This is a genomic window from Janthinobacterium sp. JC611, from assembly GCF_018682595.1.
In the GTDB taxonomy this organism is placed as follows: domain Bacteria; phylum Pseudomonadota; class Gammaproteobacteria; order Burkholderiales; family Burkholderiaceae_D; genus Janthinobacterium.
This window is the reverse complement of record NZ_JAFLJN010000009.1, coordinates 48,207-66,660: the sequence shown is the minus strand read 5'-3', so window position 1 is coordinate 66,660 and position 18,454 is coordinate 48,207. Positions and strand designations below refer to the sequence as shown.

Below are 18,454 nucleotides of genomic sequence, written 5' to 3'. Positions count from 1 at the left end.
GGTTTATCCGAGCAGCGCTTCGACAAATTCGGCAGCCACGAAAGGCTGCAAGTCTTCAATTTTCTCACCGATGCCGATGAAATACACGGGCACGGGACGCACGCGGGCGATCGCCGCCAGCACGCCGCCCTTGGCGGTGCCGTCCAGCTTGGTGATCACCAGGCCGCTCAACTGCAGGGCATCGTCGAAGGCCTTCACTTGCGTGAGGGCGTTCTGGCCCGTGTTGCCGTCGATGACGAGCAGGGTTTCATGCGGCGCGCCCTCCATGCCCTTGCCGATCACGCGCTTGATTTTCTTCAATTCTTCCATCAGGTGCAACTGCGTCGGCAGGCGGCCGGCCGTATCGACCATGACCACGTCGATGCCGCGCGCCTTCGCCGATTGCACGGAGTCGTAGGCCACGGCGGCCGGGTCGCCCGATTCCTGCGAAATCACGGTGACGTTGTTGCGCTCGCCCCACACCATCAGCTGCTCGCGCGCGGCGGCGCGGAAGGTGTCGCCCGCGGCCAGCAGCACGGATTGATTGTTCGACTGCATGTGCTTGGCCAGCTTGCCGATGGTGGTGGTCTTGCCGGCGCCATTCACGCCGGAAATCATCATCACCAGCGGCTTGTGGCGGCCCAGCTCGAAACGCTTTTCCAGCGGCGAGAGCAGCTCGATCAGCAGCACTTTCAGCGCGGCCTTGACGGCGGCGGCGTCGAGCAGCTTGTCTTCCTTGACCTTTTTCTTCAATTCCGTGAGCAGGAATTCGGTGGCGTCGATACCGGCGTCGGACATCAGCAGCGCCGCTTCCAGCTCTTCGTACAGGGCTTCGTCGATCTTCGCGCCGACGAACAGCACGGACAAGGTGTTCGAGGTTTTCGACAGGCCGGCCTTCAGGCGCGTCATCCACGATTTTTTCTCGGGCTCGGCGGCCACGACGACGGGCACGCGCTCGGCCGGCGCGCCGCTCAGGGGCGTGGCGGCAGGCTGCGGTGCAGGCGGCGTGGCGGGAAGGACGAGGGGCTCGGCTGGCGCAGCCTCGGGAGCGGTGGGTTTTTTCTTGAAGAAACTAAACATGGATGTGTGGTGGCGGGTGCTGACCTAAGGCCCGGCGGCGCCGGACACTGTTGTTACGGTCTATTCTACCAGAGCGCGCCCGGCGCTTCATGCTTTACTGTTCGATTGGCAACATTGCGCGGCTATCCACGGAGATCGCCGCAGTTGCCGCGCTTTTCAGTCGGTTCAGTGGGTTTGCAGGGCGTGCGCCTGGTGACGGCGGCGCCAGTCGGCGATGCTTTCCTCGACTTGCCGCAAGTCCAGCACATGCAGGAAGGACGGCGGCTGCTTATACAGGACGGGACTGCGTCCTCCGGCCCACAATTCCATGCTTGGAGGCAAGCTTGCACGCAGCTGCTGCAGGCTGTCGCGCGTCTGCCGCTGCTTGCTGGCGCTGGAAAACGACAGCGCCACGATATCGGCCCGCTGCGCGCGGGCGGCCGCAACGATGTCGGTCAGCGGCGTTTCCACCCCCAGCGACATGCAATGGGCGCCGGTCGCCGCGCACAGCGCCTCGGCCATCAGCAGCCCCAGGCCATGGCGCTCCTGCGGCAAGGTACTGAGGACGATGCGCGGCGTGCGCGTGGACGGGCTGCTCGCCTGTGGCAGGGAAAAAATGGCGTGGCGCATCACCGTCTGCAAGGTTTCGCTGTACAGATGCTCTTCGTAGACGGCCAGTTCGCCGCAAGCCCACGCGTCGCCCACCATGCTGGTGAGGGGGGCGATGACGTCGATGGTGAACGCTTTCAGCCCCAGCACGGCCAGCGCCTGGCGCAGGGCGTCGCCCAATTCCGCCATCTGGTGGCCGCGGCACAGCGCCAGGTAGTGCGCCAGTTGCGGTTGCTGCAAGGACGGCGCCGCGCTGCCGGCGCTGGCCAGCTGCTGCAGTTGCGCGGTGCTGTGCTGCATGATTTTTCCCGGCCGAAATCCGAGGTCCAGCAGGCGCTTGACCATGCGCAATTTCTGCACTTGCTCGGCCGGATAGCTGCGTTCGCCAAAGGCGTCGCGCCGGGGCTGGGGAAAGGCGTAGCGCCGCTCCCATACACGCAAGGTTTCCTTGGCCAGCCCGGTGTCGCGTTCGACATCGCTGATGCTGAAGGCGGAAGTAGGTTGCAGATCAGTATCCATACCAGGGTGGTTTTGCTCGCTTGCGGAAGAACGTGGCATGCATTTTACGCCTTCCGCCGCCCCGGACCAAATCGCTGAATCCGATTGGAAATGGCGGGCGTATAAGTTTCTGAACGGCAGGGGGCGCTCATTGACATAAATCAATATTTGATCGATTATCCATGATGCTCGTTTTGTCCAGGACAAACTCATTACAGGTATACTCATGAAAATTGCCGTCGTCGGAGCAGGAATCGCAGGATTGTCGTGTGCCTATCGCCTGGCGCAGGCGGGCCAGGACGTCACCTTGTACGAGGCGGGCGACTACTTTGGCGGCCACAGCCATACCGTGGATGTGACGCTCGATGGCGTCACGCACGGCGTCGATACGGGTTTTCTGGTGTTCAACCATGCCACTTACCCGAACCTGGTGCAATTGTTTGACGAACTCGGTGTCGAGGCGGCCGACAGCGATATGTCGTTTTCCGTGAAGATGCCGCTGGGAACCACGCCCGATGCCCGCGTGCTGGAATGGGCGGGCGCCAATTTCGATACCGTATTTACCCAGCGCAGCAATCTGCTGCGCCCCGCCTTCCTGCGCATGCTGCGCGATATCGTGCGTTTCAACCGCCAGGCCAGCGCGCTGGCCACGGCAGGCGTGCCGGCGCCGGCCCTGTCGCTGGGCGAGTTTCTCGACCTGCACGGCTACGCTGACGAGTTCCGCCACTGGTATCTGCTGCCGATGGCCGCCTGCATCTGGTCGTGCCCGGCGCGCCAGATGCTGGCCTTTCCGCTGGCCACCTTCATCCGTTTCTGCCACAACCATGGCTTGCTGCAGGTGAGCAACCGGCCGCAATGGCGCACGGTGCGGGGCGGCGCGCGCGTGTACGTGGAAAAACTGCTGGCGGGCATACCGCAGCAGCGCCTGGCGTGCCCCGTGCTGGCCGTGCGCCGCCAGCCGCACGGCGGTGCGCGCATGGTCGAGCTGCACACGGCCGCCGGCGTCGAGCATGCCGATCACGTCGTGCTCGCCTGTCACAGCGACCAGTCGCTGGCTCTGCTGGCCGATATCCGCGACGACGAGCGCTCCGTGCTCGCAGCCGTGCGCTACCAGCCCAACCGGGCCGTGCTGCATACGGATGCGTCCTGCCTGCCGCAGCGCCGCCGTGCCTGGTCGGCCTGGAATTACCAGGGCCGGCCGGCAGTGGCGGAAGGCGAGGCGCCGCAAGTGTGCGTGCATTATTTGCTGAACCAGCTGCAGCCCTTGCCGTTCACCACGCCCGTCATCGTTTCGCTCAATCCGCTCGACGAGCCAGATCCGGCCAGCATCATCGACGCGTTTTCGTATGCCCACCCCGTGTTCGATGGCGCGGCCATTGCCGCCCAGGCGCGCCTGGCCGGTTTCCAGGGAGCGCAGCACACCTGGTTCGCGGGCGCCTGGACGGGCTACGGTTTCCATGAAGACGGCTTGAAATCGGGCCTGGGCGTGGCGCAAAGCCTGCTGGGCCTGGCGTCCGCGGAGCTTGGCCATGCCGCGTGATCCCACGCAAGCCGTGCCGCCGCAGCCCCAGCTGTGCCTGGGGCGGGTGCGCCATGCGCGGCTGCGTCCGCGCGCGCATGCCTTTGCTTACGGCATGTTTTACCTGCGCCTGCCCCTGCGCAGCCTGGGCGCGCAGGATTTTCCGGCACGCCTGATCTCGCGCAACGGCGCCAATCTGCTGTCGTTCCGCGACAGCGACCACGGCGATGGCAAGGCGCCGCTGCTGGACTGGATCGATGGCTTGCTGCGCCAGCATGGCGTGGCGGACGCGGGTGGCGAAATCTGGCTGCAAACCATGCCGCGCCTGTTCGGCTATGTCTTCAATCCCGTCAGTTTCTGGTTTTGCCACCGCCCGGATGGCGCGCTGCGGGCCGTGCTGTGCGACGTGCGCAATACCTTTGGCGAGCGCCATCTGTACTTGCTCGAACAGGGCGGCGCCATCGCGTATGGCAGCGAGCTGGTCGCGAAGAAAATTTTCCACGTGTCGCCGTTTTGCAAGGTGGAAGGCCGGTACCGCTTCCGTTTCCTGCGCAATAGCGAACAAGACGGTGAGCGCCACCTGGCGCGAGTCGATTACGACGACCTCGCTGGCCCGCTGCTGCAGACGAGCTTGTCCGGCACGGCGCAGCCGCTGCGCGACGGCGCCATCGCCCTGGCCTTGCTGCGCTACCCCCTGATGACGTTTGGCGTGATGGCGCGCATCCATTGGCAAGCCTTGCGCCTGTGGCTGCGCCGCGTGCCGTTTTTCAGCAAACCCCACCCTCCACAAGAAAAGGTGTCCCGATGAGCTCCGATTCCCTGCCGACCGGCCTGCATGCGCGCAGCGGTTCCACTGCCCCGCATGGGCATGCGCACCTGGACATGCCCGCTGCCGGGCGCATGATCGTGCGCCTGCTGGAAAAATTGCAGCATGGCGCCCTGCGCCTGCGCACGCCGGACGGCAGTTTCCTGTTGTATGGCGATGGCAGCCACCCCGTCACCCTGGACTTGCATAACTGGCGGCTGTGCGCGGCCGTCCTGCGCTCGGGCGACATCGGCTTTGCGGAAACGTTTATCGCCGGCGACTGGCGCACGGACAATTTGCCGGGCTTGATCGAGTTGATGATACGCAACCGCGCACAGATCGAATCCTTGATCTACGGCAACTGGTGGGGCAATCTGCTCTACAAGCTGCGGCATTTGCTCAACCGTAACTCGCGCGCCGGCAGCAAGAAGAATATCCACGCCCATTACGACATCGGCAACGCCTTTTACCAGCTGTGGCTGGACCCGTCGATGACATATTCGAGCGCCCTGTTCACCGAAGGCGCCAGCCTGGAGCAGGCGCAGGGCGCAAAGTACCGGCGCATCGCCGAGCAACTGCGGCTGCGGCCGGGCCAGCGCGTGCTGGAAATCGGCTGTGGTTGGGGCGGTTTCGCGGAAACGGCGGCGCGCAGCTACGGCGCCCACGTGACGGGCCTGACCCTGTCGACCGAGCAGCTCGCCTATGCGCGCCAGCGCCTGCAGGACGCGGGCCTGGCAGGACAGGCCGACCTGCAACTGTGCGATTACCGCGACAGCGCGGGCCAGTACGACGCCATCGCCTCGATCGAGATGTTCGAAGCCGTGGGGCAACGCTACTGGCCCGGCTATTTCGCCTGCGTGGCGCGCAATTTGCAGCAGGGCGGACGCGCCTGCATCCAGACCATCGTCATCGCCGATGCCTTGTTCGAGCGCTACAGCAAGAGCACGGATTTTATTCAACAGTACATTTTCCCTGGCGGCATGCTGCCTTCGCCGGCCGAGTTTCGCCGCGCCGCCGAGGCGCAGGGCTTGCGCGTGGAAGACGCCTTCAGCTTTGGCCTCGATTACGCGGAAACCTTGCGCCAGTGGCGCGCCAGCTTCCTGGCCCAGCGCACGGCGCTGGAAAAACAGGGTTTCGACGGCCGTTTCCTGCTGACCTGGGAGTTTTACCTCGCGTATTGCGAGGCCGCCTTCCAGGCGCACAACACGGATGTGATGCAATTTACCCTGATCAAGGACTGACCATGCGCCGCTTGCTTGCCGCTGTTGTGCTGTCGTTGACCATGTTGGGTGCCGCGGCCGCGCCGCCGGCCTTTATCGCTACCGACGTGCCCGAGGCCCGCCTGGCGGGCGAGGGCGAATATACGTGGTTCGGCATGCGCATCTATCGGGCGCAACTGTGGGTGGGCGCGAACGGTTATCAGGGCACGACGTCGGCGACGGCGCCCTTCGTGCTGGAATTGCGCTATGCGCGCGCGCTTGACGGCAGGAAGATCGCCGAGGCCAGCTATGAACAGATGCAGAAGATAGGCGTCGGCACGGAAGCGCAGCGCCTGGCGTGGCTGGCCACCATGCAACGCATCTTTCCTGACGTTAAGGAAGACCAGCGCATCGCGGGCGCCTACCGGGCCGGCATCGCACCCGGCGTGCGCTTTTACCTCGACGGCAAGGTGCTGGCCGACGTGAGCGATGGCGACTTCGCGCGCGCCTTCTTCGCCATCTGGCTCTCGCCGTCGACCACGGCGCCCAAGCTGCGCGCCTCCCTGTTGCAGAGTGCGGCGCCGCTGCCATGACTGCCGGGGCCAGTGCGTTGAGCTTGCCGGCCTTGTTCAGTTATGGCCTGTTCGGCTTGCCGCTGGCCATGCTGGCGCTGCCCATCTATATATATGTGGCGCCGTTCTATGCGCAGCGCAGCAGCCTTGACCTGGCGCAGATCGGCGCCGTGCTGCTGGCGGCCCGCATCGCCGCCGCCTTCATCGATCCTGCCCTCGGCGCCTGGATGGCGCGGGGCCGGCGCGGCTATGCCGTCCATGTCGGCGCGGCGCTGCCCTTGCTGCTGCTGGGCTTTGGCGCCCTGTTCCATCCGCCGGCCATGCCGCAAGCGGCCACCCTGGCCTGGTTCCTGGCCGCCTTGCTGCTCGTGTATGCCGCCTATGGCCTGGCCGGCATCGCACACCAGAGCTGGGGCGCGGCCTTGAGCCAGGCGCGCGCCCAGCGGGCGCGCGTGACGGCCGTGCGCGAAGGCTGCGGCTTGCTCGGCGTGATCCTGGCGGCCGGGCTGACTTCCGTGCTCGGCTATGACGGCCTGTCGCTGGCCTTTGCCGTCTGCCTGCTGGGGGCGGGCGCCTTGCTGCTGGCGCGCGCGCCGCGTCCGCTTTTGCGCCCAGGCATGGCGGCGTTGCCCGCTGGCGCCTGGCGCCTGCCATTGCGCCAGCGCGCGTTTCGCTGGCTGTTTGCCGTCTTGCTCGTCAATGGCGTGGCCGCCGCCATCCCCGCCACCCTGTTCCTGTTCTTTGCCACCGACTACTTGCGCCTGGGCCATTACGCAGGACCGTTCCTGATCGTCTATTTTTGCGCGGCGGCCGCCTCGATGCCCGCGTGGGTGGCCCTGGCGCGCCGCTTTGGCGAGGCGCGCGCCTGGGGTGGCGCCATGCTGCTGGCCGCGACCGTGTTTGTCTGGGCGTATGGCCTGGGCGCGGGCGCCGCCTGGGGCTTTGCCGCCATTTGCCTGCTGTCGGGCCTGGCGTTGGGCGCCGACCTGGCCTTGCCGCCGGCCCTGCTGGCAGGGCTGATCGGCGCGGCCGGGCATGCCGGGCGGCACGAAGCGGCGTATTTCGGCTGGTGGAACTGGGGCGTGCAGATGAGCCTGGCGCTGGCGGCCGGCATCGCCTTGCCCCTGCTGGCCTGGCTCGGCTATGTGCCGGGCAGCAGTGGCGGCTTGCCGGCCTTGTCCGCCGCCTACGCCTTGCTGCCCTGCGCCTTGAAGCTGCTGGCGGCGCTGCTGCTGTGGCGCGCGCCGCTACAACATATATATAGTGATCACCTGGAGAATCGCCCATGCGCCTCATGAACTATTGCAAACGCCGCCTGCCGCTGGCAGCCCTGTTGCTGGCGCTGGCCGCCTGCTCCACGCCGCCCACGCCGGCCACGTATGCGCAGGAATTGCCGCAACTGGACTTGCAGCGGTATTTCAACGGCACGCTCGATGCCCACGGCATCTTCCAGGACCGCTCCGGCAAGGTCGTGAAACGCTTTACCGTTGTCATGCGGGCCAGCTGGCAAGGCGAGACGGGTATTCTGGACGAAGATTTCACGTACTCGGACGGCAGCCGCCAACGGCGCGTGTGGACCTTGCGCAAGACGGCGCCCGGGCGCTTCATCGGCACGGCGCCCGACGTGATCGGCGAGGCCATCGGCGAGGTGGCCGGCAATGCCTTGCGCTGGCAATACGTGCTGGCGCTGCCCGTCGATGGCACGGTCTACCACGTCGACTTCGACGACTGGATGTTTTTGATGGATGACAAGGTCATGCTGAACCGCGCCGCCATGAGCAAGTTCGGTTTCAGCCTGGGCGCCGTCACTTTATCGTTCAGCAAGCGTCCACAGGCGGCCCCATGAATCGCAAGATTACCAGCTGGGCCGGCAAGCGCGTGTGGATCATCGGCGCTTCCAGCGGCATCGGCGCCGCCTGCGCCACCTTGCTGCTGGAGCAGGGCGCCAGCGTGGCCCTGTCGGCCCGCCACCGCGCCAGCCTGGAACGGCTGTGCGAGGGGCAGCCGCTGGCACAGGCCTTGCCGCTCGATATCACCGAGCATGCGCAAGTGCGGGCCGTGTGCGTGGCGTTGCAGCAGCAGTGGACGCATATCGACCTGATACTGGTGGTTGCTGGCGGTTACCAGGCCATGCGCGCCGATAGTTTCGACCTGGAGGCGGCGCAGGGTTTGCTGGCCCTGAATGTGGGCGGCGTCTTCAATTGCCTGGAACAGGCCTTGCCGTGGCTGTTGCGCCAGGGCAGCGGCGGCATCGGCATCGTCGGCTCGGTAGCCGGCTATGGCGGCTTGCCCAAGGCGCTCGCGTATGGCGCCAGCAAGGCGGCGCTGATCAACCTGACGGAGTCGCTGTATTTGGACTTGCATCCGCGCGGGATTGATGTGTATCAAATCAACCCGGGTTTTGTCGCCACGCCCCTGACGGCGGACAATGATTTCACCATGCCGGCTCTGATGACGGCGCAGGACGCGGCCGCCGCCATGCTCGACGGCATCGAGCGGGGCCAGTTCCACATCCACTTTCCCAAACGTTTTACCAATACTCTGCGCCTGGCGCGGTTGTTGCCGTACCGCGCCTATTTTTGGCTGATCCACAAGGTGACGGGGCTATGAGCGCAACCAGGGATGACCGGCTGGCGCGTCTGGTGGCGTTTTACGAGCACCTGAGCCTGGAAAGCCTGGCCCAGCTGGGCGCCGTGTACGCGCCAGATGCCCATTTCAAGGATCCGTTCAATGAGGTGGAGGGCCATGCCGCCATCCTGGCCATCTTCGAGCACATGTTCGTGCAAGTCGATGTCCCCCGGTTTGTCGTGCTGGAACGCCTGGCGCAAGGGGAGCAAGCGTTCCTCACGTGGGAGTTTCGCTTTCGCATGAAACGCCTGGTATCTGGCGAACAGTGTATTCGTGGCGCAACACATGTGCGCTTCGATGCGCAGGGACGGGTGGTATTGCACCGCGATTATTGGGACGCGGCCGAAGAATTGTATGAAAAACTGCCTGTGCTGGGCCCTTTCATGCGGATGCTCCGGCGCGCAAGCCGGCGCTAAGTGTATTTCTTGATGCTTTCAAGCAAAAAATCAGAAAAAGAAAAAGTAAATTGTGTGGAATGGGACCGGCAAAAACTTGATTTCGGTCAATATGTCGTTTTTTATACACAAATATCTCAAAATATTGAGAAGGCAACATTGTAAGAAATTGTTTCAACTGATGCTGAATTTGCAAGCAAAAGTCGTCCTCATCCATTCCAGGCCGGCACCTGGCACGTGTGCTGAAAAACATGGAAAACATTTCTATGTGAACAATTTAAATTACCGGAAAGTCAGTAATTGTATTGATACTCTGCCTATTTTTCTGACGTGCGCGCCGACGTCGAAAATGGCGCCTACGCCCCTGAATAATGCGGCAACGCACCAAAACAGGGCGCCAAATTTCCCGTTTTCGGGCATCCGGCAGCAAACATTGGCGATGCCGTGTATGCTTCGTCCCGTTTATCCATTATCGCCTGACAAATTGTGCGCTTTGTCGCGTAAATCATGGAAGGCAAATGATGGGTAAAGCATGTTGATGTTTTAATCATGCGCCTGATACTGTTGCACTAATACAACGGGTGTCGACAAGGCATGCGCTATGATGGAATGGTCAATCAGGCCAATGCATTGGTTGGCAAGGGGCACTGGCTCTGTCGCGTAGTACGGTTGGCGATGGTCGGGATGCCTGAAAAAGCCCCCGGCCTGGTACCGGAAGTAACATGTTGGAACTTGATGGAATGTGAAACGGTCGTTATAGTGCCGCTTCCGGTGCCTTTTGAGCACCGAACCGGCGCACGAAAGACGGCAGTCATGCAGCCTTCAAGCTTATCGGTGCAATAGCGTGCCGATACCGATATGAATGTTCCCCTGACCGGAACAGCAATGTGGCAGGTGGAGACCTTGCCCTCACTCATAAAAAGCGCTCTGCTAGAGCGCAGCTCGAGATGCATAGGCTGTATTACTTTTTGCTTCAAAATTAAAGGAAATCGCAATGAAAAAAACTCTGATCACCCTGGCAGTCCTGGCAGCAGCCACTGGCGTAGCCCAAGCTCAATCGAGCGTTGTTATCTACGGTACCGTTGACGCTGGTTTCGTCAGCGAGCGCGGCGGTGTTAACGGCAACGTTAACAAGCTGGACAGCGGCATTGCTTCGGCTTCCCGTATCGGCTTCAAAGGCACCGAAGATCTGGGCAGCGGCCTGTCGGCACTGTTCGTTCTGGAATCGGGCTTCGGCGTTGACAACGGTCAGCAAGACGTTGCAGGTACCTTGTTCAATCGTCAAGCTTACGTTGGTCTGAGCAGCAAAACGACCGGTACGCTGACCCTGGGTCGTCAATACACGCCTTGGTACAACACCCTGTCGAAAGTTGCTGATCCATTCGCAGCTGGCTACGCTGGTTCCGCTAAAAACTTGTTCCCAGCGAACACCCGCACCAGCAACACCGTGCTGTACACCTCGCCAAACTTCAACGGCTTTGACGCTGACGTGGCTTACACCTTCGGCGAGCAAGCTGAGTCGAACAAAATCGGCCGCAAAATCGGCGCGTCGGCTGGCTACTCGAACGGTCCTCTGAACGCTCGTATCGCTTACAACAACACCAGCAACGACACCGCCCTGACCGAAACCGGTAGCGGCCGTAACTGGTTGGCTGCAGCTAACTACGACTTCGCAGTTGCTAAAGCTTACGTCGCATACGGCGCGAACAAAGGCCAAAACAGCGCCATCCGCAACAACGGCAACGTTAACGCGTTTAACTACACTTCGGCTGGCTACAGCACCGACAGCAACAACATCCTGGTCGGCGCAACCGTACCTGTTGGCCCAGCTGGCACCGTCATGGCTTCGTTCATCCGCACGAACGACAAAACCGCTGCTAACGCTGATGCTGATCAATGGGCACTGGGCTACTCCTACGCTCTGTCGAAGCGCACCAGCACCTACGCTTCGTACGCCAAGATCAAGAACAAAAACAACGCTGGCTACACCGTTGGTAACAACAGCAATGTTGGTACGGGCGACAAAGCCTTCAACGTTGGCGTTCGTCACTCGTTCTAATATTCGCGCAAGCGAAGCTTAGTACCGCTGCAGGCATCCCTTTGGGGATGTCTTTAAGCAAGAAAACGCGTCTCCAGGCTAGTCCTGGCGGCGCGTTTTTGCATGGGCGGCGCCAGTTATAATGGCGCCGTTACTCAAGTAAAGGAATGCCATGTATCCAAACACATCGCCGCGCCTGGCCGCCATGCTGGCCGCGCTGCTGTTCGCTGGCGCCACGGGTGCCGCTGTCGCCGCCGTCAAGGGCAAGAAGCCGGCCGGACTGGAGCGCTACGGCGTGGCCGTCTACTCGGACCTGTGCCTGCAAAAGGACAGCGGCGAGATCGGCGGCCAGCGCGTCACCCTGCACCGCTTCGCCGAAGCCGATTCCGTCATCTATGAATTCACGGCAGGCGCCCTGAGCTGGCCTATCGTCGCCAATGACGTCAATCTGGACGCCGCCACGGGCGCCTTCGACTTCACCATCGCCGGCGCCGACAATGAAGAGCGCACCATCGTCGGCAAGTTTTCCAAGGATGGGCAGACCCTGACCCTGGAAGGCGATTATTGCGGCGGTAACGTGCGCATGCCCATGAAACTGAGCCGCGTGCGCGATTTCGGCCGCCCTTTGAAGACGTGCACTCCATGTCCGCCCATGCCCGAGGCGCCCGCGCCGGTGCCCGCGCAGGATGGCGCGGAGACGCCTGCCGCGTAGTCAATTTTGTTGTCGTGATATGAAAAAGGCCCGGTATCGACCGGGCCTTTGCATTTTTTCGCCTTGAGGCGGGACTATTTTGCCGCTTGCGCCTTTTCCGCCGTGGCGCGGATGGTGGCGAGCGTGGCGTTCGGCGTAATCAGGTTGCCGTCGTAGCGCAGCTCGATCAGGGCCGGCAAGTTGTTGGCCTTGGCGTGCGCCAGCGCCCGCCGCAGGGCGGGAGCGAACTCTTCTGTCGTATTGACCACTTCGCCATGCGCGCCATACGCCTGCGCCAGCGCCGCAAAGTCCGGGTTGTGCAGGCTCGTGCCCGACACGCGGCCCGGGTAGTCGCGTTCCTGGTGCATGCGGATGGTGCCGAACATCTGGTTATTGAAGACGATGATGACCACGCCCGCCTGGTATTGCACGGCGGTGGCCAGTTCCTGGCCATTCATCATGTATTCGCCATCGCCGGCAAAGGTGATCACCGTGCGTTCCGGGTGCACGATCTTGGCCGCCACGCCGGACGGCACGCCGTAGCCCATGGCGCCATTCGTCGGCGCCAGCTGGGTGCGCAGGCCGCCGTAGCGGTAGAAGCGGTGCGCCCACGAGGCGTAATTGCCGGCGCCGTTGGTCAGGATGGTATCAACAGGCACCTGCGCCATGATCTCTTGCGTCACTTGCCACAGGTCCAGCGGCGCCTGGCCATCCTGGAAGATGGGCGGGCGCTGCTGGTAGGCGGCCAGCTCGGCCTTCGCTTCGGCCGGTGTATGTTTCCATGCGGCAGCGTCGATGGGGGGCATGGCGGCCAGCATGGCGCACACTTGCGGCATGCCGCTGTTGATCATCAGTTCGGCCTGATAGACGCTGCCCAGTTCCTCGGCATCCGTATGGATGTGCACGAGGCGCTGGCGTGGTACGGGCGAGTCGAACAGGGTGTAGCCGCCCGTCGTCATTTCGCCCAGGCGCGGGCCGATGGCGATGACCAGGTCGGCATTTTTCACGCGCGCGGCCAGTTTCGGGTTGATGCCGATGCCGACGTCGCCGATGTAGTTCGGATGGGCATTGTCGAGCAAGTCCTGGAAGCGGAAGGCGCAGGCGACGGGCAGATGGTTGCTTTCCGCGAACTGCCGCAGGTCGGCGCACGCTTGCGGCGTCCAGGTGGTGCCGCCCAGCAACACCAGCGGGCGCTGCGCCTCGGCCAGCATGCTGCGCAGTTGCTGCAGTTGGGCGTCCGATGGCGCCGCCTGCACGGGCTGGTAGGCGCGCGTATCGGCCACCGTGGCCAGCGAAATGAGCATGTCTTCCGGCAGGGCCAGCACGACGGGGCCGGGACGCCCGCTGGTGGCGACCTGGAAGGCGCGCGCCAGGTATTCGGGAATGCGCTCGGCGCGGTCGATCTGCGCCACCCACTTGGCCATCTGGCCGTACATGCGGCGGTAGTCGATTTCCTGGAACGCTTCGCGGTCGACGAAATCATTGCCCACCTGGCCGATGAACAGGATCATCGGGGTGGAATCCTGGTAGGCCGTGTGCACGCCGATCGAGGCGTTGGTGGCGCCCGGTCCCCGCGTGACGAAGCAGATGCCCGGCTTGCCCGTCAGCTTGCCGTAGGCTTCGGCCATGAAGGCGGCGCCGCCTTCCTGGCGGTTGATGATGAAGCGGATGCCCGAATCGTGCAGGGCGTCGAGGACGTCGAGGTAACTTTCGCCAGGCACGCCAAAGGCGGTGTCGACACCGTGGATCTGCAGGGCATCGACCAGGATCTGGCCGCCGGTACGGGATTGTTGCGTCATGTTCGGCTCTTTATATGCTAGTGGGTGGCAAAGAAGTGGGACAAGCGGTGCGCATGCGCCTGCATGCAAGCAGCTTGCCTCATTCTATGTGAGCCGATTTGGCCCGGCTTTTGAAATGGCGACACCGAATTACACAATCCCCCGACGGTGGCGCCGCGCTTTTGCAGAAACATGCTGCGGCGCGGTACAATGGCGGGTGAAGCAGGCCAGACAGTCGCTGGCCGGCGCAGCAATGCGCTGGCGGGAGGAAGGTCCGGACTCCATAGAGCGGGGTGACGGTTAACGGCCGTCCGTCGAAAGCCGCAAGGTATAAGGCGAGGAATAGGGCCACAGAGACGAGCGTATTAAGTTACGGTGAAACGCGGTAACCTCCACCTGGTGCAATTTCAAATAGGCACGCGATGATGCTGCTCGCGGAGCGTGCGGGTAGAAAGCTTGAGCGCCCGAGTAATCTGGCGCCTAGAGGAATGACTGTCATAGCGCCGACCTGCAAGGGAAGGCGCCGTAACAAAATCCGGCCTACCGGCCTGCTTCACTTGAATTCCTGTTCCCTGGCTTGCCAGGGAGCGTATCGGCCGCAGCGTATTGCCTGCTGCGCGCCACCCAAAAGCCCCCGCGAGGGGGCTTTTTTTGTTTCCAAAAAAATAGTATTCAGGATAAAGTTGTATATACAACTAAAGATGGACAATTGGTTAAAGTTTCTTGATTTCAATTAATTGCTGCATTGCAAAAATAGTTTTTCCGCGTCGGGCCAGGCCCGGAAAACAGGGGCGGTGCGCGCCATGGACGCTTATTTTTTGCTTTAAACCAAGTCTTTCGCCGCCGCTGATTGCTGTTGTGCCTCGAGGATGAAAGTATTGTCATGTGTCAACTAACTGCAAAAATTTCAATTTTTTGATTTCGTTTTTTTCGATGTTTACGGTAGGAAAACACATGTGTGCAGATGAGGTAGCACATTCACTATCTTTCATAAGTATCTAATTTATCGATATATTTTTATTTGAGACTCCTTCAACGATATGCGCTAAGTCCTTAATTTCATTAATAAAATTCCTGTTTTGCCAATCGGAAACCGCTTGACCACTATCTTTGCTTCCTCTAAAGTGGGCAACTGTGTGAAAAAGTGTGTTTTTGTGGGAAATTTTCCCTTTTCATCGTGATGCGCAAGCGTCGCAAACCAAGCTCAAAAAAGGTCTTCCGTGTTTCAAGGCGCGTCCGCAATCAATCTCGATGCCAAAGGCAGGATGTCTATCCCTGCCAAGCACCGTGACGCGCTGGCGATTCAATGCGAAGGCCGCTTGACCCTGACCAAACACCCCGATGGCTGCCTGCTGTTTTTCCCCCGTCCCGTGTGGGAAAGCCACCGCCAGCAAATCGCCGCCTGGCCCATGTCGGCGCGCGCCTGGCAGCGCATCTTCCTCGGCAACGCCGTCGATGTCGAGCTGGACTCGGCCGGCCGCGTGCTGATCTCGCCTGAGTTGCGCAACGCCGTGGGGCTGGCGCGCGAAGTCATGATGATCGGCATGGGCAGCCACTTTGAAATATGGGATGCCGCCAAATTGGCCGACAAAGAACAGCAGGCGATCGATGCCGGCACCCCCGATGTACTTTCCAATTTTTCTTTCTAAGGCTCCGTAATGACACAACTCACGGTGCCGGAATTTCAGCATCGCACGGTGCTGCTCGATGAAGCGGTCGATGCGCTCGACCTGTCGGGCGACCGCGCGCACGGCATTTACGTCGACGGCACGTTTGGCCGCGGCGGCCATAGCCGTTTGATCTTGTCGCGCCTGGCGCCCGACGCACGCCTGATCGGCTTCGACAAGGACTTGCAGGCCATCGCCACGGCCGAGCAGATCGGCGACCCCCGTTTTCAGATCGTCCACGACAGCTTTGCCACCATGGCGGCCAGCCTGGCCGAACGCGGCGTGCGGCAGGTGGACGGCATCCTGCTCGACCTGGGCATCTCGTCGCCACAGGTCGACGACGCGGCGCGCGGTTTCAGCTTCCGCAACGACGGACCGCTGGACATGCGCATGGATACCACGCGCGGCATCTCCGCGGCCGAATGGCTGGCGGTGGAAACCGAGCAGAATTTAGAGAAAGTGATACGCGATTATGGGGAAGAACGGTTTGCTTTTCAGATTGCAAAGGCGATTGTTGCTGGCCGGGCAGTCCAGCCAATTTCAAGCACACGACAGCTTGCCGGCATCGTGGCAGGCGCCGTCAAGACCCGCGAGAAGGGTAAGGACCCCGCTACCCGCACCTTTCAGGCCATACGCATTTTCATTAACAAAGAGCTCGAGGATCTCGAGATCGGCCTGAACCAGGCATATGCCTGCCTGGCGCCCGGCGCGCGCATGGCCGTGATCAGCTTTCATTCGCTGGAAGACCGCATGGTCAAGCGCTTCTTCGCCTCGAAGGCGAACGTGGAGCAGCCTGACCGCCGCCTGCCGATCCGCGCGGTCGACTTGCCGCAGCCGGAAATGAAGCTGATTGCGAAGATGAAGCCGTCCGACGCCGAGATCGAGGGCAATCCGCGCTCGCGTTCGGCCGTGATGCGCGTGGCGCAGCGTTTGCCGCTGGCCGCCCCTGCAAACGGCGGCGCCCGATGACTGGCAAGCTGTGTGTCGTGCTGTCGGCCCTGCTGGTGTGCTGCGGCCTGTCGCTGGTGAACGCGCAGTACCAGTCGCGCCACCTGCTGATCGACCTGGAACGCGCGCAAGCGCTGTCGCGCCAGCTCGACATCGACTGGGCGCAGCTGCAGCTGGACCAGTCCACCCTGGGCAAGCATGAGCGCATCGAGGCGATCGCGCGGCGCGACCTGAGCATGACGCCGCTGACGGCGGCACGTACGCAATACCTGACGGAGGGCGAATAATGAAGTTGGGCGGTAACAGCAACGGCCGGGTGGCGGCATCGAAAGGCGTGCCCTTCTCGAAGAACCCCGTACTGGCGGTGCGTCTGCCCGTCTGGCGTTCGCGCGTCGTGCTGTTCCTGCTGTTCTTCGCTTTCGCCGGCCTGGGCGCGCGCGCCCTGTGGCTGCAGGGCGTGTCGACGCAGTTCCTGCAAAAGCAGGGCAAGGCGCGCTATGAGCGCACGCTCGAATTGCCGGCCACGCGCGGCAAGATCACCGACCGCAATGGCCAGGTGCTCGCCTCGTCCGTGCCCGTCAAGGCCATATGGGCCATTCCCGACGACGTGCTGCAGGCGTCGCCCGAGAAAATCAACGCGCTGGCCGGCCTGCTGGAAATGAACGTCAACGAATTGCGCAAGAAGCTCGATTCGGACCGCAGCTTCGTCTACCTGAAACGCCAGGTCGAGATGGACGTGGCCGACAAGATCTCCAAGCTGGGCATCGACGGCATCGACGAACGCAAGGAATACAAGCGCTTTTATCCACAGGGCGAAGTGATGACCCACGTGGTCGGCTTTACCAACGTGGAAGACGTGGGCCAGGAAAGCATGGAACTGGCGCAGCAGAAAACCCTCGTCGGCACCACCGGCAGCCGCCGCGTGATCAAGGACCGCCTGGGCCACATCGTCGAAGACATCGGCTTCATCCACGAACCGCATGACGGCAAGGACCTGACCCTGTCCGTCGACAGCAAGATCCAGTACATCGCCTTCACGCAGCTGAAGGAAGCGGTGGAGAAATTCAATGCCAAGGCCGGCGGCGCCGTGGTGCTCGACGTGCATACGGGCGAAGTGCTGGCACTGGCCAATTACCCCAGCTACGACCCGAACGACCGCCGCAAGCTGACGGGCCAGCAGCTGCGCAACCGCGTCATGACCGATACTTTCGAACCCGGTTCGACCCTGAAGCCGATCACGGTCTCGCTGGCGCTCGACACGGGCCGCGTCAAGCCGACCACCCTGATCGACACGGGGCCGGGGCGCTACACCATCGCCGACCGCACGATCACCGACACCAAGCCGCACGGCGTGATCAACGTCTCCGAAATCATCGAAATGTCGTCGAACATCGGCACCTCGAAAATCGCGCTGGGCATGCCGTCGCAGGAAATGTGGGAAATGTTTACCAAGGTGGGCTTCGGCCAGCAGCCGAAATGGGGCTTCCCCGGCGCCGTGGCCGGTCGCGTGCGTCCGTATAAATCGTGGCGCCCGGTGGAGCAGGCCACCATGAGCTACGGTAACGGCATTTCCGTCTCGCTGATCCAGCTGGCGCGCTCATATATGATGTTCGCGCGCGACGGCGACACGATTCCCCTGTCGTTCCAGAAGGTCAATGAACTGCCCGTGGGCCAGCAAGTGATCAAGCCAAAGACGGCCGCCGAAATGCGCGCCATGCTGGAACTGGTGGTCTCCGGCGCGCACGGCTCGGCCAAGCGCGCGCAGGTCGCCGGCTACCGCGTCGGCGGCAAGACGGGCACCGCCTATAAAGTGGAGAACGGCCGCTATGCGATGCCGCGCAAATACATCGGCTCCTTCGTGGGCATGGTGCCGATGTCGGCGCCGCGCTTCATCATTGCCGTGATGATCGATGAACCGACCGGCCCTGCCCACTATGGCGGCCAGGTTGCCGCTCCCGCTTTTGCGGCGATTGCGACCAACGCGCTGCGCGCGATGAACGTACCGCCCGATTCCTCCGTTACCGAAATCGTGGTCCCGGCCAATGCCGGCCCGGAGGCCATGTGAAGTC

At 62.4% G+C, this 18,454-nt stretch carries 17 protein-coding genes and 1 other RNA gene; 15 read left to right on the top strand and 3 right to left on the bottom strand.

The window, feature by feature from the left end:
• Positions 1 to 3: 3 nt before the first annotated feature.
• Both ftsY and J0O65_RS07820 read right to left on the bottom strand, forming a co-directional pair.
• Complete coding sequence (gene ftsY / locus J0O65_RS07825) at positions 4 to 1,059, bottom strand: signal recognition particle-docking protein FtsY (RefSeq protein WP_215405660.1); 1,056 nt, start codon at positions 1,057 to 1,059, stop codon at positions 4 to 6.
• A gap of 165 nt (positions 1,060 to 1,224) precedes the next feature.
• Complete coding sequence (locus J0O65_RS07820; protein ID WP_251373594.1) at positions 1,225 to 2,205, bottom strand: MerR family transcriptional regulator; 981 nt, start codon at positions 2,203 to 2,205, stop codon at positions 1,225 to 1,227.
• A 166-nt stretch (positions 2,206 to 2,371) separates the two neighbouring features.
• On the opposite strand from J0O65_RS07820, the gene J0O65_RS07815 reads away from it, so the two are divergent.
• The 10 genes from J0O65_RS07815 (at position 2,372) to J0O65_RS07770 (ending at position 12,013) form a co-directional block, all read left to right on the top strand.
• Positions 2,372 to 3,685, top strand: a complete 1,314-nt coding sequence (locus tag J0O65_RS07815; protein ID WP_215405658.1) for an NAD(P)/FAD-dependent oxidoreductase — start codon at positions 2,372 to 2,374, stop codon at positions 3,683 to 3,685.
• Positions 3,675 to 4,472, top strand: a complete 798-nt coding sequence (locus J0O65_RS07810; RefSeq protein ID WP_215405656.1) for a DUF1365 domain-containing protein — start codon at positions 3,675 to 3,677, stop codon at positions 4,470 to 4,472. The genes J0O65_RS07815 and J0O65_RS07810 overlap by 11 nt, the downstream gene beginning before the upstream one ends.
• Positions 4,469 to 5,710 carry a class I SAM-dependent methyltransferase gene (locus J0O65_RS07805; protein ID WP_502793548.1) on the top strand — a complete coding sequence of 414 codons (1,242 nt, stop codon included), beginning with the start codon at positions 4,469 to 4,471 and terminating at the stop codon, positions 5,708 to 5,710. Before J0O65_RS07810 ends, J0O65_RS07805 begins: the two co-directional genes overlap by 4 nt.
• A gap of 2 nt (positions 5,711 to 5,712) precedes the next feature.
• Positions 5,713 to 6,261, top strand: coding sequence for a chalcone isomerase family protein (locus J0O65_RS07800; protein ID WP_215405654.1), 549 nt, complete (start codon positions 5,713 to 5,715; stop codon positions 6,259 to 6,261).
• Positions 6,258 to 7,538, top strand: a complete 1,281-nt coding sequence (locus tag J0O65_RS07795; protein WP_215405652.1) for an MFS transporter — start codon at positions 6,258 to 6,260, stop codon at positions 7,536 to 7,538. Before J0O65_RS07800 ends, J0O65_RS07795 begins: the two co-directional genes overlap by 4 nt.
• On the top strand, positions 7,526 to 8,086 hold the full coding sequence (locus tag J0O65_RS07790) for a DUF3833 domain-containing protein (RefSeq protein WP_215405650.1): 561 nt from the start codon (positions 7,526 to 7,528) through the stop codon (positions 8,084 to 8,086). The genes J0O65_RS07795 and J0O65_RS07790 overlap by 13 nt, the downstream gene beginning before the upstream one ends.
• Positions 8,083 to 8,850 carry an SDR family NAD(P)-dependent oxidoreductase gene (locus J0O65_RS07785; RefSeq protein WP_215405648.1) on the top strand — a complete coding sequence of 256 codons (768 nt, stop codon included), beginning with the start codon at positions 8,083 to 8,085 and terminating at the stop codon, positions 8,848 to 8,850. The genes J0O65_RS07790 and J0O65_RS07785 overlap by 4 nt, the downstream gene beginning before the upstream one ends.
• On the top strand, positions 8,847 to 9,284 hold the full coding sequence (locus tag J0O65_RS07780; protein WP_215405646.1) for a nuclear transport factor 2 family protein: 438 nt from the start codon (positions 8,847 to 8,849) through the stop codon (positions 9,282 to 9,284). The genes J0O65_RS07785 and J0O65_RS07780 overlap by 4 nt, the downstream gene beginning before the upstream one ends.
• 973 nt (positions 9,285 to 10,257) lie before the next feature.
• Positions 10,258 to 11,322, top strand: coding sequence for a porin (locus J0O65_RS07775; RefSeq protein WP_215405644.1), 1,065 nt, complete (start codon positions 10,258 to 10,260; stop codon positions 11,320 to 11,322).
• Positions 11,323 to 11,473: 151 nt separating this feature from the next.
• Positions 11,474 to 12,013: a hypothetical protein gene (locus J0O65_RS07770; RefSeq protein WP_215405642.1), complete on the top strand. Its 540-nt coding sequence runs from the start codon at positions 11,474 to 11,476 to the stop codon at positions 12,011 to 12,013.
• 74 nt (positions 12,014 to 12,087) lie between these two features.
• Here J0O65_RS07770 and J0O65_RS07765 read toward each other — a convergent pair whose 3' ends face one another.
• On the bottom strand, positions 12,088 to 13,791 hold the full coding sequence (locus J0O65_RS07765; protein WP_215405640.1) for a thiamine pyrophosphate-binding protein: 1,704 nt from the start codon (positions 13,789 to 13,791) through the stop codon (positions 12,088 to 12,090).
• 198 nt (positions 13,792 to 13,989) lie between these two features.
• Between J0O65_RS07765 and rnpB the strand changes: the two genes are divergently transcribed.
• The 5 genes from rnpB (at position 13,990) to J0O65_RS07740 (ending at position 18,450) form a co-directional block, all read left to right on the top strand.
• Positions 13,990 to 14,329, top strand: an RNA gene (rnpB, locus tag J0O65_RS07760) — RNase P RNA component class A.
• A gap of 661 nt (positions 14,330 to 14,990) precedes the next feature.
• A complete protein-coding gene (gene mraZ / locus J0O65_RS07755; RefSeq protein ID WP_034748899.1) occupies positions 14,991 to 15,419 on the top strand; it encodes a division/cell wall cluster transcriptional repressor MraZ in 429 nt (142 codons plus the stop codon).
• Between the two features lie 9 nt (positions 15,420 to 15,428).
• The gene (gene rsmH / locus J0O65_RS07750) at positions 15,429 to 16,406 is read left to right on the top strand and encodes a 16S rRNA (cytosine(1402)-N(4))-methyltransferase RsmH (RefSeq protein WP_215405638.1); all 978 of its coding nucleotides are present in this window, start codon (positions 15,429 to 15,431) and stop codon (positions 16,404 to 16,406) included.
• Complete coding sequence (ftsL, locus tag J0O65_RS07745; RefSeq protein WP_010394930.1) at positions 16,403 to 16,672, top strand: cell division protein FtsL; 270 nt, start codon at positions 16,403 to 16,405, stop codon at positions 16,670 to 16,672. The genes rsmH and ftsL overlap by 4 nt, the downstream gene beginning before the upstream one ends.
• On the top strand, positions 16,672 to 18,450 hold the full coding sequence (locus J0O65_RS07740) for a peptidoglycan D,D-transpeptidase FtsI family protein (RefSeq protein ID WP_152254313.1): 1,779 nt from the start codon (positions 16,672 to 16,674) through the stop codon (positions 18,448 to 18,450). Before ftsL ends, J0O65_RS07740 begins: the two co-directional genes overlap by 1 nt.
• Positions 18,451 to 18,454 lie beyond the last annotated feature (4 nt).

What these genes read in the sequence shown, in the direction of transcription:
- J0O65_RS07765 (WP_215405640.1), bottom strand. Translation starts at nt 13,791, where the DNA reads ATGACGCAACAATCCCGTACCGGCGGCCAGATCCTGGTCGATGCCCTG.
- ftsY (WP_215405660.1), bottom strand. Translation starts at nt 1,059, where the DNA reads ATGTTTAGTTTCTTCAAGAAAAAACCCACCGCTCCCGAGGCTGCGCCA.
- J0O65_RS07740 (WP_152254313.1), top strand. Translation starts at nt 16,672, where the DNA reads ATGAAGTTGGGCGGTAACAGCAACGGCCGGGTGGCGGCATCGAAAGGC.
- J0O65_RS07790 (WP_215405650.1), top strand. Translation starts at nt 7,526, where the DNA reads ATGCGCCTCATGAACTATTGCAAACGCCGCCTGCCGCTGGCAGCCCTG.
- J0O65_RS07815 (WP_215405658.1), top strand. Translation starts at nt 2,372, where the DNA reads ATGAAAATTGCCGTCGTCGGAGCAGGAATCGCAGGATTGTCGTGTGCC.
- J0O65_RS07795 (WP_215405652.1), top strand. Translation starts at nt 6,258, where the DNA reads ATGACTGCCGGGGCCAGTGCGTTGAGCTTGCCGGCCTTGTTCAGTTAT.
- J0O65_RS07810 (WP_215405656.1), top strand. Translation starts at nt 3,675, where the DNA reads ATGCCGCGTGATCCCACGCAAGCCGTGCCGCCGCAGCCCCAGCTGTGC.
- J0O65_RS07770 (WP_215405642.1), top strand. Translation starts at nt 11,474, where the DNA reads ATGTATCCAAACACATCGCCGCGCCTGGCCGCCATGCTGGCCGCGCTG.
- J0O65_RS07800 (WP_215405654.1), top strand. Translation starts at nt 5,713, where the DNA reads ATGCGCCGCTTGCTTGCCGCTGTTGTGCTGTCGTTGACCATGTTGGGT.
- ftsL (WP_010394930.1), top strand. Translation starts at nt 16,403, where the DNA reads ATGACTGGCAAGCTGTGTGTCGTGCTGTCGGCCCTGCTGGTGTGCTGC.
- J0O65_RS07775 (WP_215405644.1), top strand. Translation starts at nt 10,258, where the DNA reads ATGAAAAAAACTCTGATCACCCTGGCAGTCCTGGCAGCAGCCACTGGC.
- J0O65_RS07785 (WP_215405648.1), top strand. Translation starts at nt 8,083, where the DNA reads ATGAATCGCAAGATTACCAGCTGGGCCGGCAAGCGCGTGTGGATCATC.
- J0O65_RS07805 (WP_502793548.1), top strand. Translation starts at nt 4,469, where the DNA reads ATGAGCTCCGATTCCCTGCCGACCGGCCTGCATGCGCGCAGCGGTTCC.
- J0O65_RS07820 (WP_251373594.1), bottom strand. Translation starts at nt 2,205, where the DNA reads ATGCCACGTTCTTCCGCAAGCGAGCAAAACCACCCTGGTATGGATACT.
- J0O65_RS07780 (WP_215405646.1), top strand. Translation starts at nt 8,847, where the DNA reads ATGAGCGCAACCAGGGATGACCGGCTGGCGCGTCTGGTGGCGTTTTAC.
- rsmH (WP_215405638.1), top strand. Translation starts at nt 15,429, where the DNA reads ATGACACAACTCACGGTGCCGGAATTTCAGCATCGCACGGTGCTGCTC.